General features: G+C 76.6%; 14 protein-coding genes. 1 reads left to right on the top strand and 13 read right to left on the bottom strand.

The genetic code is table 11. The features are described 5' to 3' along the window. Positions 1–17: 17 nt before the first annotated feature. The 10 genes from hppD to ACQRUO_RS10455 all read right to left on the bottom strand — a co-directional run bounded on the left by hppD (position 18) and on the right by ACQRUO_RS10455 (position 10,333). The gene (hppD, locus tag ACQRUO_RS10410) at positions 18–1,061 is read right to left on the bottom strand and encodes a 4-hydroxyphenylpyruvate dioxygenase (RefSeq protein ID WP_428315496.1); all 1,044 of its coding nucleotides are present in this window, start codon (positions 1,059–1,061) and stop codon (positions 18–20) included. Continuing rightward, on the bottom strand, positions 1,058–2,350 hold the full coding sequence (locus ACQRUO_RS10415) for a beta-ketoacyl-[acyl-carrier-protein] synthase family protein (protein WP_428315497.1): 1,293 nt from the start codon (positions 2,348–2,350) through the stop codon (positions 1,058–1,060). Before ACQRUO_RS10415 ends, hppD begins: the two co-directional genes overlap by 4 nt. Continuing rightward, positions 2,347–3,999: a class I adenylate-forming enzyme family protein gene (locus tag ACQRUO_RS10420; RefSeq protein WP_428315498.1), complete on the bottom strand. Its 1,653-nt coding sequence runs from the start codon at positions 3,997–3,999 to the stop codon at positions 2,347–2,349. The genes ACQRUO_RS10415 and ACQRUO_RS10420 overlap by 4 nt, the downstream gene beginning before the upstream one ends. Next, positions 3,996–4,589: a beta-ketoacyl synthase chain length factor gene (locus ACQRUO_RS10425; protein ID WP_428315499.1), complete on the bottom strand. Its 594-nt coding sequence runs from the start codon at positions 4,587–4,589 to the stop codon at positions 3,996–3,998. Before ACQRUO_RS10425 ends, ACQRUO_RS10420 begins: the two co-directional genes overlap by 4 nt. Next, complete coding sequence (locus ACQRUO_RS10430) at positions 4,586–5,716, bottom strand: beta-ketoacyl synthase N-terminal-like domain-containing protein (RefSeq protein WP_428315500.1); 1,131 nt, start codon at positions 5,714–5,716, stop codon at positions 4,586–4,588. The genes ACQRUO_RS10425 and ACQRUO_RS10430 overlap by 4 nt, the downstream gene beginning before the upstream one ends. After that, the gene (locus ACQRUO_RS10435; protein WP_428315501.1) at positions 5,703–5,951 is read right to left on the bottom strand and encodes an acyl carrier protein; all 249 of its coding nucleotides are present in this window, start codon (positions 5,949–5,951) and stop codon (positions 5,703–5,705) included. Before ACQRUO_RS10435 ends, ACQRUO_RS10430 begins: the two co-directional genes overlap by 14 nt. Continuing rightward, positions 5,948–6,217, bottom strand: a complete 270-nt coding sequence (locus ACQRUO_RS10440) for an acyl carrier protein (RefSeq protein ID WP_428315502.1) — start codon at positions 6,215–6,217, stop codon at positions 5,948–5,950. The genes ACQRUO_RS10435 and ACQRUO_RS10440 overlap by 4 nt, the downstream gene beginning before the upstream one ends. Before the next feature lie 158 nt (positions 6,218–6,375). Beyond that, on the bottom strand, positions 6,376–7,791 hold the full coding sequence (locus tag ACQRUO_RS10445; RefSeq protein ID WP_428315503.1) for a class I adenylate-forming enzyme family protein: 1,416 nt from the start codon (positions 7,789–7,791) through the stop codon (positions 6,376–6,378). A gap of 311 nt (positions 7,792–8,102) precedes the next feature. Continuing rightward, positions 8,103–9,335, bottom strand: coding sequence for a glycosyltransferase (locus tag ACQRUO_RS10450; protein ID WP_428315504.1), 1,233 nt, complete (start codon positions 9,333–9,335; stop codon positions 8,103–8,105). Positions 9,336–9,403: 68 nt separating this feature from the next. Next, a complete protein-coding gene (locus ACQRUO_RS10455) occupies positions 9,404–10,333 on the bottom strand; it encodes a LysR family transcriptional regulator (protein ID WP_428315505.1) in 930 nt (309 codons plus the stop codon). 133 nt (positions 10,334–10,466) lie between these two features. Here ACQRUO_RS10455 and ACQRUO_RS10460 point away from each other — a divergent pair, with 133 nt between their 5' ends. Next, entirely contained in the window at positions 10,467–11,774 is a 1,308-nt protein-coding gene (locus ACQRUO_RS10460) for an MFS transporter (RefSeq protein WP_428315506.1), read from the top strand. Between the two features lie 50 nt (positions 11,775–11,824). On the opposite strand, the gene ACQRUO_RS10465 is transcribed toward ACQRUO_RS10460, so the two are convergent. From ACQRUO_RS10465 to ACQRUO_RS10475, 3 genes are all read right to left on the bottom strand, one after another. Next, positions 11,825–12,232 carry a DoxX family protein gene (locus tag ACQRUO_RS10465; protein WP_428315507.1) on the bottom strand — a complete coding sequence of 136 codons (408 nt, stop codon included), beginning with the start codon at positions 12,230–12,232 and terminating at the stop codon, positions 11,825–11,827. Positions 12,233–12,326: 94 nt separating this feature from the next. Next, positions 12,327–13,055, bottom strand: a complete 729-nt coding sequence (locus tag ACQRUO_RS10470; protein WP_428315511.1) for a Mut7-C RNAse domain-containing protein — start codon at positions 13,053–13,055, stop codon at positions 12,327–12,329. Positions 13,056–13,323: 268 nt separating this feature from the next. Beyond that, positions 13,324–13,617 carry a hypothetical protein gene (locus ACQRUO_RS10475; RefSeq protein WP_428315508.1) on the bottom strand — a complete coding sequence of 98 codons (294 nt, stop codon included), beginning with the start codon at positions 13,615–13,617 and terminating at the stop codon, positions 13,324–13,326. Between the last annotated feature and the right edge of the window lie 194 nt (positions 13,618–13,811).

Below are 13,811 nucleotides of genomic sequence, written 5' to 3' on the forward strand. Positions count from 1 at the left end.
CTCGTCGGCAGCCGGCATCAGGCGCCGGTCCGCTCGACGGCCTCGTAGAGGGCCTTGATGTTGGCGGTGCCGAAGGTGAGGGCGCCGCGCCGGTCGATGATCTCCAGGAAGAAGGTGCGCCGCTCGTGCACCGAGGCGGTGAAGATCTGGAACAGCTGGCCGCCGTGGTCCCGGTCCACCAGGATGTTCAGCCGGCGCAGCACCTCCAGCGGCAGCTCGCAGCCGCCCAGCCGCTCGGCCAGCCGGTCGTAGTAGCCGCCCGGGGTGCTCAGGAAGCGCACCCCGGCCTGCTGGAAGGTCTCCACCGCGCGGGCGATGTCCTCGGTGCGGAAGGCCAGGTGCTGCACCCCGACGCCCTGGTGCCGGCCCAGGAAGCCGTCGATCTGGCCGGGGCTGCGGCTGGTGTCCGGCTCGATCAGGGTCAGGGTGACGTGACCGGACCCGCTCTGCACCACGGTGGAGTCCATCGCCTGCGAGCCCACCTCGATGTACTCGTGGAAGATCGGCCGCAGCCCGAGCGCCTGCTCCAGCAGTGCCACCGAGCTCTTCAACTCGCCCGCGGGCACGCAGACGGCCACGTGGTCGAGGGCGGCCAGCAGCCCCGCCGGTGCTCCGGCGGCGGGCTGCGGCCCGCTGCGCTGGACGAACCGCAGCGCCACGTCCCCGAAGCCCTGCACCGCCGCGGTGACCTCGGTGCGGCCGTCCAGCACCTGGGCGGCCGGCTCGGCCAGCGGGGCGGCGCCCGCCTCGACGGCCCGCCGGAAGGCGGCCGCCGCGTCCGCGCAGGAGAGCGCCAGTACCGCGACGCCGTCGCCGTGCCGCCGGACGAACTCGGCGGCCGGATCCCGCGGGTCGGTGGCCGAGCTCAGCAGCAGCCGGATCTCGCCCTGCTCCAGCAGCACCGCCCGTCTGCCCGGCGGCAGCGCCGCCGGTGCCGGGTCGGTCGCCCGGAAGCCGAAGGCGCCGGCGAGTTCGGCCGCGGCCGCCGGGGCGTCGGCGACGTGGAACTCGACGTGGTCGATCCGGTCGATGTTCGCGTCGGTGCTCGTGTCGGTGTTCATTGTGCGGTGACCGTCCTCTGTGGGGTCTGCTCGCCGGGGTGCGGGCTCCGGTTGGCCCTGCTGGTCGGAGCCGCGAAGACGAGGCTGAGGTTGTGTCCGCCGAAGGCGAAGGAGTTCGACAGGACGGCCCGCACTGCCGTCCGACGAGCCGTCTCGGTGATGTGGTCCAGCGCGCAGTCGGGGTCCGGGTCCGCCAGGTTGAGGGTGGGCGGCAGGGCGCCGGTGGCCAGCGCGAGGACCGAGACCACGGCCTCCACCGCACCGGCTGCGCCCAGCAGGTGCCCGGTGGCGCCCTTGGTCGAGCTGACCGGCGGCCCGCTCTCGCCGAAGACCGCGCGCAGCGCCGCCGCCTCGGCCCGGTCGCCGAGCTTGGTCCCGGTGCCGTGGGCGTTGACGTAGCCGATGTCGCCCGGCGTCAGGCCGGCCGAGGCCAGCGCGGCGCGCATCGCGTCGACGGCGCCCTCGCCGTCCGGCCGCGGCATGGTGGGGTGGTGGGCGTCGGTGGCCGCGCCCCAGCCGACCAGGTCGGCGTGGGCGGCGGCGCCGCGGGCGTCGGCGAACTCCCGCCGCTCCACCACCAGAACCGCACTGCCCTCGCCCAGCACGAAGCCGTTGCGCCGCCGGTCGAACGGCCGGCTGGCCTGCGCGGGATCCGCCCAACCGGTGGCCAGCGCCCGGGCGTTGCCGAAGGCCGCGGCGATGGTCGGGTGCAGCGAGGACTCGGCGCCGCCGCAGACCACCACGTCCGCCTCGCCGCCGCGGATCAGCCGCAGCGCCTCGGCGATCGACTGGGCGCCGGCCGCGCAGGCCGTGACGATCGACGAACTGTAGCCGCGGATCCCGTACTTGATGGCGATCCGGGCCGCCGCCATGTTGGACAGCATGCCGGGCAGCAGGTAAGGGCTGACCCCCGGGCGGCCGCGCTCCAGGCGCTGGTGCGAGTGCTGCTCGAAGGTCTGCAGCCCGCCGCCGCCGGTGGAGACCACCACCGCGACCCGGCGCGGGTCCACGTCCCGGCCCACCACCAGGCCGGCGTCGGCCAGCGCGTCGTCGGCCGCCGCCAGGGCGAGCAGCACGAACCGGTCCACCGCCTTGGTCTCGGTGCGGGGCAGCACCTCCAGCGGGTCGATCTCCGGGGCCAGGCCGGCGGCCTCCAGCCAGCAGTCCGCCGGGTGGCCGGCGGGCGGGCGGACCAGGCCGGAACGGCCGGCCAGCAGCGCCGCGTGGACCTCGTGCGGCTTGCGGCCGAGCGGCGAGACCAGCCCGAGGCCGGTCACCACGGCGCTCACTGCTGCGCTCCCGTGTCGGCGGCGTCCTCGGCCGCCGCCGCGGCGGCGGCGCGGTGGCGTTCGCGCAGCAGCACCTTGCGGACCTTGCCGGTCGGGCCGAGCGGCAGGTCGGCGTCGGTGACCAGGCAGACCCGGCGCAGCGTGGCGGCCGTCGCCTCGTCCAGCAGCGCGGCGACCTCCTTGGTGCGGTCGCGCTCCCGGTCGGCGCCGGCGGCCAGTTGCAGCAGCACGTCGGTCACCACCCGCTCGCCCTCGCGCACCGCGACCACCGTGCAGTCCAGCACGTCCGGGCAGCCCGCCAGCACCCGCTCCTCGGAGAGCGCGGTGAACAGCCGCCCGCCCGAGTCCAGCCGGACCGAGTCGACCGACCGGTCCAGGTGGTAGTAGGAACCCTCCGCGTCCCGGTAGACCAGGTCACCGGTGAGGAACCAGCCCCGCAGCCTGGTCCGGTGGGTGGTCACCGAGTCGTTCCAGTAACCCAGCGCCAGGGTGGGCGACTTGGTGCCCAACTCGCCCACCTCGCCCGGGCCGAGCGGCTCGTGGTCCGGGCCGAGCACCGCGCACTCCACGAAGGAGTGCGGCTTGCCGACGCACCGGCCGTAGTGCGCGGTCTCGTTGGTGTGGGTGATGTGGAAGTGCGAGTGGCCCATCTCGGTGGAGCCCAGGCCGTCCACGAAGGCCGAGCCCGGCCGGCGGACGCGCCGGCGGTCGGCCAGCACCTCCCGGCTGCCCTGGGCCACCAGTTGCCGGATGTGCGCCTCGTGCGCGCAGTCGCCGGTGTTCCACCAGAGCGCGACCGAGGACAGGTCGCGCGCGGCCAGCTCGTGCCGGGCCAGGTCGGACCAGGTGGCGGCGAAGCCGAACACCCCGTGCGGCCGGTAGCGCTCGATCGCGTCCAGCACCCCGGCGCCGTCCTGGGCGGAGAGCAGCGCGATCCGGGCGTGCGCGCTGAGCGCCAGGTTGACTGCGATCAGGGTCGCCGCGTGCGCCGCCGGCAGGGCGCTGAGCATCCGGTCCGAGCCCTGCGGGCGGGGCAGCGCCAGCCGGTGCCGGATCGCGGCGTACAGGCTGCGGTGCGAGTGGCCGACCGCCTTGGGCAGGCCGGTGGTGCCGGAGGAGTGGGTGATCGCGATCGGGTCGTCAGGGGCGAAGCGGTAGGCGGGCGGCGCCAGGGCGGGGTCGCCGGCGCCGAGCGCGGCCGGGTCGGCGAGCACCGGCAGCCCGGTCTCCCGGCCGGCCAGGGCGGCCTGGTGGGCCGGGTCGGCGAGCAGGCCGACCGCGCCGAGGCGGGCCAGGTAGCGGGCCGCGCGGTCACCGTCCAGCCGGGCGTTGACCAGGGCCGGGATCGCGCCGAGCCGGGTGAGGGCGAGGAAGGCGAGCAGCTGTTCGGCCGCGGAGTCGGCCTGCACCGCCACCGGGTCGCGGGGCCCGACGCCGAGCTCGGCCAGCGCCGCCGCCCGGGCGCGCACCAGCTCGTCCACGGTGCGCAGCGAGAGCGGCACCCAGGCCGGCCGGCCGTCCACCTCGGTGTCGAAGGTCAGCAGCGGCTCGTCCAGCCCCAGGCCCAGGGCGATCCGGGCGGTGAGCACGTTGCCCGCGCCGACCTCGAGGTCGGCGGCGAGTCTGGCGCGGATCTGACGGACTGTCACGCTCGGTGGTCCCTTTCCTGGTTCGGTTCCCGATCTGGTTCCGGTGCTGGTGCGGCGCGGTGGTCGGCCGGGGCGAGCAGCAGGGCCACCGCCGATTCGGGCGCGCCGGTGTCGGCGTCCTGCTCGGCGACCACCAGCAGCAGGTGCTCCGCCTCGCCGTCGGCCAGCAGCCGGGCCGCGCAGCCCAGCGCGTCGGCCAGCACCTCGGCCGGCTCGCCGGGCGGCGGCGCCGTGCAGACCACCGGCCCGGCCAGCTGCCAGCGCGCGGCGAGGTGGCCGGCCACCGCGTTCGGGTTGGACTGGTAGAAGAGCAGCGGCGGCACCGGTCGGCCCGCGGCCAGTGCGGCGGCCACCAACCGCGGCGTGAGGGGGTCGCCGCGGGTGCTGGCGAGCAGCACGCCGGTCCGTTCCGGGTGCGCGGGCGGGTGTGCGGCCAGGCAGCGGGCGGCGACCTCGGCGATCAGCGGGTTCAGGCCCGCGTGGACGAAGCCCGGCAGCGGCGGCACGGAGTCGCCCGGATGCGCGGGCCAGTCGGCGCGGGCCAGCACCACGGGGTCGGGCGGGGCGGGGGCGGCCGGTCGGGGGTTCACGCCGCACCCACCAGGAGGGCCGTGTTGGCGCCGCCGAAGGCCGCGTTGAGGCTCAGCGCGTACCGGACCCGGCGGCGGCGCGGGGCGCCGAGCACCAGATCGAGGCCGGCGCAGCTGGGCTCGACGGCCCGGTGGCCGGCCTGCACCGGCAGCTCGCCGGCCCGTAACGCACCGATGGTGACGGCCAGTTCGAGCAGCGCCGAGCCCTCCAGGGCATGCCCGTGGGCGCCCTTGCCGGAGCTCACCGGCAGCTCGGCCAGCCGCGCGCCGAAGACCGTGCGCAGCGCGGCCGCCTCGGCCGGATCGCCCAGCACCGAGCCGTTGGCGTTGGCGTTGACGTAGCCCACCTCGGCCGGGACGACGCCGGCGCGGCGCAGCGCGGCCGTGATCGCCCGGGCCAGCCCGGCCCCGGTCGGATCCGGCCGCACCACGTGGTGGGCGTCGCCGGCCCGGCCCCAGCCGGCCAGTTCGGCCAGCGCCGGGCAGTCGCGCCGCTCGGCGGCCTCGGCCGCCTCCAGCACCACGGCCGCCACGCCGTCCCCGAGCAGCACCCCCTGGCGGTCCGCGCTGAACGGCCGCACCGCGCCGTCGCGGGACAGTGCCCGGCCGGCGTCGAAGAGCGCGAACTGCACCGGCTCCACCAGGTAGCCGCCCGCCACCACGACCCGGTCCAGCTCGCCGCCGGCGATCCGGGTCGCCGCCTCGGCCACGGCGGTGCTGCCCGCCACGCAGGCGGTGGGGTAGCAGCGCGCGGTGCCCGCCAGCCCCGTGCGGGCGGGTAACGCGCGGGTCAGCGGCCCGTGTTCGGTGGGCTCGTCGCCGTGCACGGCCAGCAGCAGCGGGCAGTCGGACCGCTCGGCGGCGGTCAGCCCGGCCTGGGTGAGGGCTCCGGCCACGCAGTCGGTGAGCTCGTCCAGCAGGGTGCCGGCGTCCGCCAGCAGCGCGGCCCGGTGGACCCGGCGGCCCGCGGTCGGGAACCGGTCGACCTCGCCGAACGCGGTTTCACCGGCGATGATCTGACGGAGCATCACCGCCGTGCCGCGGCCGTGCGCACCGGCCGCCTCGATCCCGGTCACCACGACCCGCCGGGTGGCGGTGCGCGGCGACCCGGGGTCACGGGCGGTCAAGGCGGTCGGCCAGGCTGTCGTGCAGCACCTCGACGGCGCCGGTCACCGTGTGCATCCGGTCGAGCTCGGCGTCCGCCAGGTCGAGGACCACGGCGTAGCGCTGCTCCACCTCGCTGATCAGCCAGGTCAGTTCGAGCGAACCGACCGACTCGTCCAGGGTGCTGGGGTCCCGGTCGCCGAAGCCGGCCAGCATGGCGAGCACCGCGGTGCGGTCCGGGAGGGGCGGCGTGCTCACTCCGCGCCGACCTCGCTGGTGGCGGCCAGCCGGCCGGCCAGGGCGGTGGCGAACTCGCCCAGGTTCAGGGTGGCGAGGGTCTCCACGTCCTCGTCGGTGAAGCCGATGCCGTACTCGTCCTCCAGCTGCACGGTCAGATCGGCCAGGGCCAGGGATTCCAGGTCGAGGCCGGCGGGGCCGAGGTCGGTCTCCTCGGTGACGTCCTCGACGTCGTAGTTCATCTCGGCCAGCGCGCGCAGGATGAACTGGCTGATCTGCTCTTTCACGGGTGGTGCTCCTTCGTCGTGCGCGGGGCCGGCCGGTGGCCGGGCCAGGCGGGAGCACCCGGGGTCGGCCGGGTGGCAGGGGAAGCGGTGCGGGGGAAGTGGTGCAGGGGGAGTGGCGCGGGGGGCGAGCTGTGCGGTGCGGTGCAGCGGCCGGTGGTTCAGCGGGCGGCGTGCGCGGCCGCCGCCCGGTGCAGCGCGGCGGGGTCGCGGAGCGTCTTGCCCGTGGTGGTGCGGGGCAGCGCCGGCAGCACGTGCAGCTGCCTGGGGCGCTTGTAGGCGGCCAGTTCGACGGTCAGCCGTTCCCGGACGGCGTCCGCCGTGGTGCCGTCGAGGGCCAGGTAGGCCTGGATCCCGTCCTGGTGGACCACCACGGCCTCGGTCACCCCGGGCAGCTCGGCGATGGTGCGCTCGACCTCGGTGAGGTCGACCTTGAGCCCGCCGATCGCCACCTGGGAGTCCAGCCGGCCGAGGACGGTGACCAGGCCGGTGGCCGGGTCGAGGGTGGCGGCGTCCCGGGTGTGCAGCCAGCCGTCGTGCCACCGGCTCGGGTCGGCGAGCCCCAGGTAGGGCGAGGCCGCGGCCGCGATCAGCAGCTCCCCGTCCACGACCCGCAGCTCCATGCCGTGCGCCGGTGCCACGGCGGGATGCTGACGTCCGGTCAGATCAGTTGCGATCATGCCCAGTTCGGTCATCCCGAACATGGTCCCGAGCGGCACCCCGAACCGTTCGGTGAAGGCCCCGGCCAGGCCGGGGCGGGTCGGTTCGCCGGCCACGATCATCCGGCGCAGCCGTGTGGGCCGCTCGTCGCCCGGCAGGGCGGCCAGCAGCTCGGCGTAGAAGGGCACGCCGAGCAGTGTGGTCGGACGCTCGCCGGCCGCGACGGCCCGCAGGATCCCGGGGCCGGTCAGCCGCTCGGGAAGGTGCAGTTCGACGCCGGCGTGCAGGCTCTGCAGCAACCCGCCGACCAGGCCCAGGACGTGGACGGCGGAGGCCAGCAGGACCAGCCGCTCGCCGCGCCGCGGGTAGTCGGGCAGCCGGTCGTACCGCTCCAGCTCCCGGACCAGGTCCTCCGGGGTCCGGGCGATCACCTTGCTCGGGCCGGTGGAGCCCGAGCTGAGCTGGATCAGGCCGTGCCCGGTGGCTGCGGGCCGGCCCGCGGGCCGCACGGTGAGCACCGGCTCGACCTCGGCGTACCCGCGCATCGCGGTGCTGCCGACGCTCGCTCCGGTCACCACGAGTTGCGGCGCCAGCCGGTCCAGGGCCCGTTCGACCTCGGCCGTGGTGAGCCGGTGGTCGAGCAGGCTGACCTGCGCGCCGAGTCGCCAGGCCGCGAGCAGCACGGCGACGTAGTCGAGCGATGGCGGCAGGCACAGGGTGACGGTGCCGCCGGTGGTCAACCCGGCCTCGATCAGCCGGTGTTGGCGGGAGGCGACCAGGTCGCGCAGTTCGCCCCGGGGGATGGACCGGCCCAGGTGCAGGCAGGGCTGGTCCGGTGCGCCGGCGAGTAGGTGGTGGTCGACCCAGCTGCCGGGCAGGGCTGGGGCCGAGGGTCTCGGGCTGGTGGAAACCGACAACGCGACTCCCAGTTAGGGGGGTTGCGAGAAGCAGGTGTGAAGACTGGTCGTGCCGCCCCTGTGCCGTGAGACTCCCACAGCCCTCGACCGAGGGTCAAGGCTCTCGTGAGGAGTATCGATCAAGCCCCGAACTGAAATGAATGGGACGCTATCTGACATGGACATACCGCCTCGGTCGGCGGGGCGGGGAGGCGGATTCGGCGCACCCTCGTGACGCGGTCGGAAATCTGTTCCATACTCAGCTCGGCGCAGCAGCCCATGAGTTGATCTTCACCATCGGTCGGGATGGCGGGGTCGCTCGGGGGGCCTGCTCAGCCGAGCCGTTCGACCGCGTGCAGCACCGCGCCGGCGCCGTCCTCCCGGGCGATCCGGTCGGCCAACTCGTGGGCCCGACGACCGTGGCCCGGTTCGTCGACCGCGCGGCGCAGCGCGTCGGCCAACGGCGCGGCGGCGAGCCGTGCGAACGGGACGGCGCCCGGGCTCACCCCCAGGGCGACGAGCCGTGCCGCCCAGAAGGGTGCGTCCAGCTGGGCCGGCACCGGGACGGCCGGCACCCCGGCCCGCAGTCCGGCCGCCGTGGTGCCCGCACCGCAGTGGTGCACCACCGCGGCCGTCCGCGGGAAGAGCCAGTCGTGCGGGAGTTCGCCGACCGGCAGCACCTCGTCGCTCGCCGGCACCGCCAGCTCGCTCCAGCCGGCCTGGACGACGGCCCGCAGCCGCGCCGCCCGCAGCGCCGCACCGACGATCGCGCCCAGCCGTTCCGGGTCCGCGATCAGGCTGCCGAAGCCGACGAACACCGGCGGCGGCCCGGCCTGCAGGAAGTCCAGCAGTTGCGCCGGCGGTCGCCAGTCGGGCGCCGGCTGCGGCCACCAGTAGCCGGTCAGCTCCAGGTTGCCCGCCCAGTCCGCCGGGCGGCCCAGTACCTGGGGCGAAATGCCGTGCAGGATCGGCCAGTTCGCCGGGATCCTGGGCGAGCGGCGGGGTAGCCCGAGCTCCCGGCAGAGGGTGCGCACGGCGGGGCCGAAGAGCCGGTCGAGCGCCCGCTGGGCCAGCCCGCCGGCGAGCCGGTTGCCGGCCGGTCCGAAGTGCCGGCTGCCCAGCACCACCGGCGCGAACGCGGCGGTGGGGGCGAGCGGCTGGAGGTAGACGCCGAGGCAGGGAATGCCGTGGGCGGCGGCCACCACCCGCCCGAGCGGGGCCGCCGTACTGGAGAGCAGCAGCAGTTCGGCCCGGCTCCGCGCGGTGGCGGCGGCCAGGCCGAGGCCGAGCTCGGGCATCAGGGAGCGGCCCAGGCGCAGCAGTTCGGCCACCGCGCGGGGGCCGGAGCCGGCCCGCAGCAGCCGCTGACCACCGGTGGAGCCGAGGGCGGTGTGCGGATCCACCGGGAGCGGCTGGAACTCCAGGCCGGCGCCGGTCACCGTTGCCGCGAAGCGCTGGTGGGTGGCGATGCCCACCTGGTGCCCGGCCCGCCGCAGCCGGTCGCCGAGCCCGGTGTACGGCGCGACGTCGCCGCGCGAGCCGGCGGTGGCGATGAGGATGCGCATGCCGGGCAGTATCGCGCGGGCGGCGTCGGGGGTGGTGGAGGCGGGGCGGGCGGTCGCCGGTGGGGTGGTCAGGCCCAGGACGGGGTCCAGGTCGCGGTGGCGCCCGGGGCGTCGGCGTACGCGGCCCGGAGGTGGTCGCGCAGCGCGGCGAGGGTCGGGTGCGGGTTGTCGCGGTGCCAGATCAGGGAGTGCGGGTAGACCGGCGTCGGGTCGTGCAGCGGGATCCGCCGCAGGCCGTGGTCGGCCGGCCAGACCAGGCGGGTCCCCTCGCCGACGAAGGTGGCCAGCGACCGGGAGTCGGCGATGGTGTCCAGCAGGGGTTCGGTGCCGAAGTCGGGGCCGGTGATCTCGATGGTGAGCCCGAAGGCGGCGGCGAGGTCGGCGTAGTAGGCGGCCCACTCGGTCCCCGGCACGATGCCGGGCATCCAGATCCGGTGCCCGACGAGCTCGGTCGGCGTGACCGCGCGGGCGGCGGCGAGCGGGTGGCCCGGTCCGGTGAGCAGCTGCACCGGCTCGTCGTGGACCCGGGTGGCCACGACGTCGTCGGGGAGCTGCCGGCCGGGCATGGTCACGGCGCGGAACGAGGCGTCGATCGTGCCGGACCGGAGGGCGCCCGCGGCCGCGTCCGCGTCGAAGAGGGTGACCACGTCCAGCTCGACCGCGGGGTGCGCGCGGTGGAAGTCGCGCAGCAGTCCGGCCGGGGCGAGCCGGCGGCCGATCACGTCGACCCGCAGGGCCCGGCGGCCCGGTCGGACGGAGGCGAGGGCCCGCTCCTCGGCGCGCAGCAGATCGCGGGCGTGCGGCAGGAAGGCCTGCCCGTCGATGGTGAGGGTGGCGCCCCGCGGGGTGCGGGTGAACAGCCGCACCCCGACGATCTTCTCCAGCGAGGCGATGCGTTTGGACACGGCCTGCTGGGTCACCGACAATGCGTCGGCGGCATCCTGGAACCGGCCCGCGTCGGCGGCGGCCACGAAGGTGCGGACGGCATCGAGATCCACGCCACCCATGCTATCGACACAACGGTTGGTTGTGTCCGGGGGCGGGTCGGTTGTTTGCTCTCGCCGACCGCGGGTCGGTTGGATGCCAGGGGTCAGCGGGTCGGTGTCGGGTGCGGCGAGAGGTGCGGCGGGTATGGCGGGCGGGCGGGCGCTGGGGCGGCGGTTCGGGTGGCTCTGGGCGGCGTACGCGGTCAGCGCGTACGGTTCGGGCTTCGGGTTCGGCGCCTTTCCGCTGATCGCGGTCCTGGTACTGCACGCCGGGCCGGCCCAGGTCGCGGCGCTCTCGGCGTCCGGGCGGGCGGTGGGTGCGTTGCTCGCGATCCCGCTCGGACCGTGGGTGGAGTTCCGCCGCAAGCGGCCGGTGATGATCGCGACGGACCTGACCAGGTGCGCGGCGCTGCTCACCGTGCCCGCGGCGTACGCGTGCGGGCTGCTCACCTTTGCCCAACTGCTGGTTGTCTCGGTGGTCGTCGCCACCGCCGACATCGCCTTCCGGGCGGCCAGCGGTGCGTTCCTGAAGGCGCTGGTGCCGCCCGCGGACCTGCTGGTCGCGAACAGCCGCTTCGAGTCCACCACCTGGACCGCGACCGTGGTCGGCCCCCCGCTCGGCGGCGCCGCCATCGGGCTGCTCGGCCCGGTGGTGACGGTGCTGGCCGACGCCGTCAGCTACCTGCTGTCGGCGCTCGGCATCCGCGCCATCGGCGGCAGCGAGCCGCGGCCCGCGCGGCCGGCCGAGGCCGCGGCCGGCACGGCCGTGGCCGGCGGTACGGCCCCGGCCGGCGGTACGACAGGGGTTGGCGCGCGGCTGCGCGCCGGTGACCTGCTCGCCGGGTGGCGGCACATCCTCGGCCACCCCGGGCTGCGGCCGCTCTTCCTCAACGCCGTCATGGTCAACGGCCTGATCATGGCCGGCGAACCGCTGCTCGCCGTGCTGCTGCTGGGCCACCTCGGGTTCGCGCCCTGGCAGTACGGTCTCGCGTTCGCCCTGCCCTGCCTCGGCGGGCTGATCGGCTCGCGCCTGGCGCGCCGGCTGGCCGCGCGCTACGGGCAGCACCGGGTGCTGATCGGCTCCGGGGCGCTGCGGGCGTGCTGGCCGATCGGCCTGGCGTTCGTCGGGCCCGGCGTGCCCGGGATGCTGTGGATGATGGCCGTCCAGCTCGGCCTGGTGACCTGCTGCGGCCTGTTCAACCCGCTGCTCGCCACCTACCGGCTGGAGCAGACCGAGCCCGGCCTGGTCGCCCGCACGCTGGCCGCCTGGTCGGTCGGCACCAGCACCGGCATCGCGGTGACGACAGCCCTGTGGGGTCTGCTCGCCGCGGCCACCAGCCCGCGGACCGCGCTCGCGGCCGCCGGCGTCCTGCTGCTGGCCACCCCGGTGCTGCTGCCGCGCCGCGCCGGTACGGTCCGGCCCGCGGCGGAACGGGCCCCGAGCCTCGGCTGACCGCGGGGCGGGTCGGGGCGGGCCGGGGTGGTTGGTCGGTGGGCGGCCGGTCAGCGGGCGGCCGGGCGGTTGACCCGGTGGATGCGCAGCGCCCAGGCCACCAGCGGGAGCTGGAGCGGCAGCCGGGCGTAGGCGGCGGCGCGGTAGGGGGTGGCGCGGTGGCGCCAGTCGCGGGCCATCTTGACGTTGCCGGGGAAGACCGCGACGAACAGCCCGGCCGCCGCCAGCGCCCCGAGCCGCCGGGTGCGGGGCGCCGCGACCGCCGCCCCGACGGCCAGCTCGACCGCGCCGCTGGCGTAGGTCCAGGCCCGCGGGCGGCCGGGGAGCGTGCGCGGGACCAGGGCGTCGTACGGCCGGGGCGCCGCGAAGTGCGTCAGGCCGGCCCCGATCAGCAGTCCGGCGAGCGCGCGGGCGGAGCGGTCCGACGTGCGGGGCGGGACGCGGCGCGAGGCGGGCATCAGGGCGCTCCAGGAGGCAGGGGGGCGGGGGCGGGCCGATCCCCGCCCGCTCGGGTTACCCGAGAGTAGCCCGTGGGCCCGGCCCTGACCAGGGTCAGCCGGCCGGCAGCGACTGCAGCGGTGCCGCGCCGCCGACCAGCGCCACGGCCTCGTCCACGATCGCGGTCAGCCGGGCGTGGTGGGCGCCGCGCCAGTACACCTGGCCGCAGTCCGTGCAGCGGGCGAAGACGTCGTACGACCGTTCGGTCCCGTCCTGGAGCTGCTGCTGCACGGTCTCCTTGGCGGCCGCCGTCAGCGTCCCGTTGCAGGCGGTGCACCGGGTCCACGGCGCGAGCGGCGGCGCGAACCGGGCCAGCACGTCGCGCAACTGCTCGGCCGGCCGGTGGCTGTACACGTACCCGCCGGCCCACAGCTCGCGGCGCCGCAGCAGCCCCCGGTCGCGGGAGAGCAGCACCCGCTGCTCGGCGGCGGAGCGGGCGGCGAGCGCGGCGTCGCCGATGTCCGGGTTCTCGTACGCGGCGTCAATCCCCAGCAGCCGCAGCCGGCGGGCCAGCGTGCCGAGGTGCACGTCGAGCAGGAAGCGCACCGGCCCCGGCACCTGCTGCGGCCGGGCGACGGCCCGCACCGTGACCTGCTCCCCGTGCGCGGGCAGGTGGCCCGGCGGCACGGCCCGCCCGTCGGCGAGCAGCCCGCCCACCTCGGTCAGCGGGATGCCGAGCGACTCGACCACGTGCCCGAGGGTGGAGGCGCCGTCGGTGCGGACCGCGGTCCGCACCTCGCGCCGGTGTGCGGAGGTGAGGAAGAGCCGCAGCTCGGGGGCGATGTCGAGGGAGACCTCGGGGCGTTCGGCGGGGGCGGGGGCCGACGCGGGGGTGGGGGCGGTGGCTGGTACCGGGGTGATGGCCGGGGCCGGGGTGGCGGTGGCCGCGGGGCCGGGCGCAGCGGGGGCGGTGGGCCGCGGCTGCTGGGACGGTCCGGGCTGCTCGGGATTTCGCACACTCTCCACCTGGCCAGCATGCCAGCGCAGGGGCGGCCGGGGCCAACGGGTTTCCCGCACGCCGGGGTTGGCGGCGGGGCGGCAGCGCGGTGGCTCAGGAGGCGCCGGTGCGGGTGTGGGCCGGGGCGGTGCCGGCGCTCGGCGCCTGGGCCGGCGGCTGGAGGTGCGGCGAGCCCTGCGACTGGGAGCCGCCGGTGGCCGGGGTGGTGGTCGCGGCGGAGGCGACGGCCTGGCCGGGCAGGACGTGAGCGAACAGGGCGGCCAGCGCGGCGCAGAGCACGGCAGCGGTGGCGCCGATCCGGCGGGTCCAGGAGGCCGAGCGGGCCAGGCCGGCCGAGCGGGCCAGGCCGGTGCTGCGGGTGTCGGTCAGGTCGCGGGAGTCGGTCATGGGGGTGCACCTCCGCGCGGTGAGGACGGTCCGCTCCCCAGTCTGGTCCGGGGGGTGTAGGGCGGCGGTGAAGGGTGCGTCCCGACGGGGCCGGGGGTCAGCCGCCCCAGCGGGCGGCGAGCGGGGCGCCGGCCAGCGCGAGCGCGGCCACCAGCACCACCCAGAAGACCGTCAGCGGGTAGCGGCGGCGGGCG

The organism is Kitasatospora sp. LaBMicrA B282, assembly GCF_050325825.1.
Classification (GTDB): Bacteria; Actinomycetota; Actinomycetes; order Streptomycetales; family Streptomycetaceae; genus Kitasatospora.

Bases quoted from the DNA above. Each gene is read 5' to 3' on its own strand.
- hppD (WP_428315496.1), bottom strand. From the start codon at position 1,061: ATGAACACCGACACGAGCACCGACGCGAACATCGACCGGATCGACCAC.
- ACQRUO_RS10450 (WP_428315504.1), bottom strand. From the start codon at position 9,335: ATGCGCATCCTCATCGCCACCGCCGGCTCGCGCGGCGACGTCGCGCCG.
- ACQRUO_RS10460 (WP_428315506.1), top strand. From the start codon at position 10,467: ATGGCGGGCGGGCGGGCGCTGGGGCGGCGGTTCGGGTGGCTCTGGGCG.
- ACQRUO_RS10465 (WP_428315507.1), bottom strand. From the start codon at position 12,232: ATGCCCGCCTCGCGCCGCGTCCCGCCCCGCACGTCGGACCGCTCCGCC.
- ACQRUO_RS10475 (WP_428315508.1), bottom strand. From the start codon at position 13,617: ATGACCGACTCCCGCGACCTGACCGACACCCGCAGCACCGGCCTGGCC.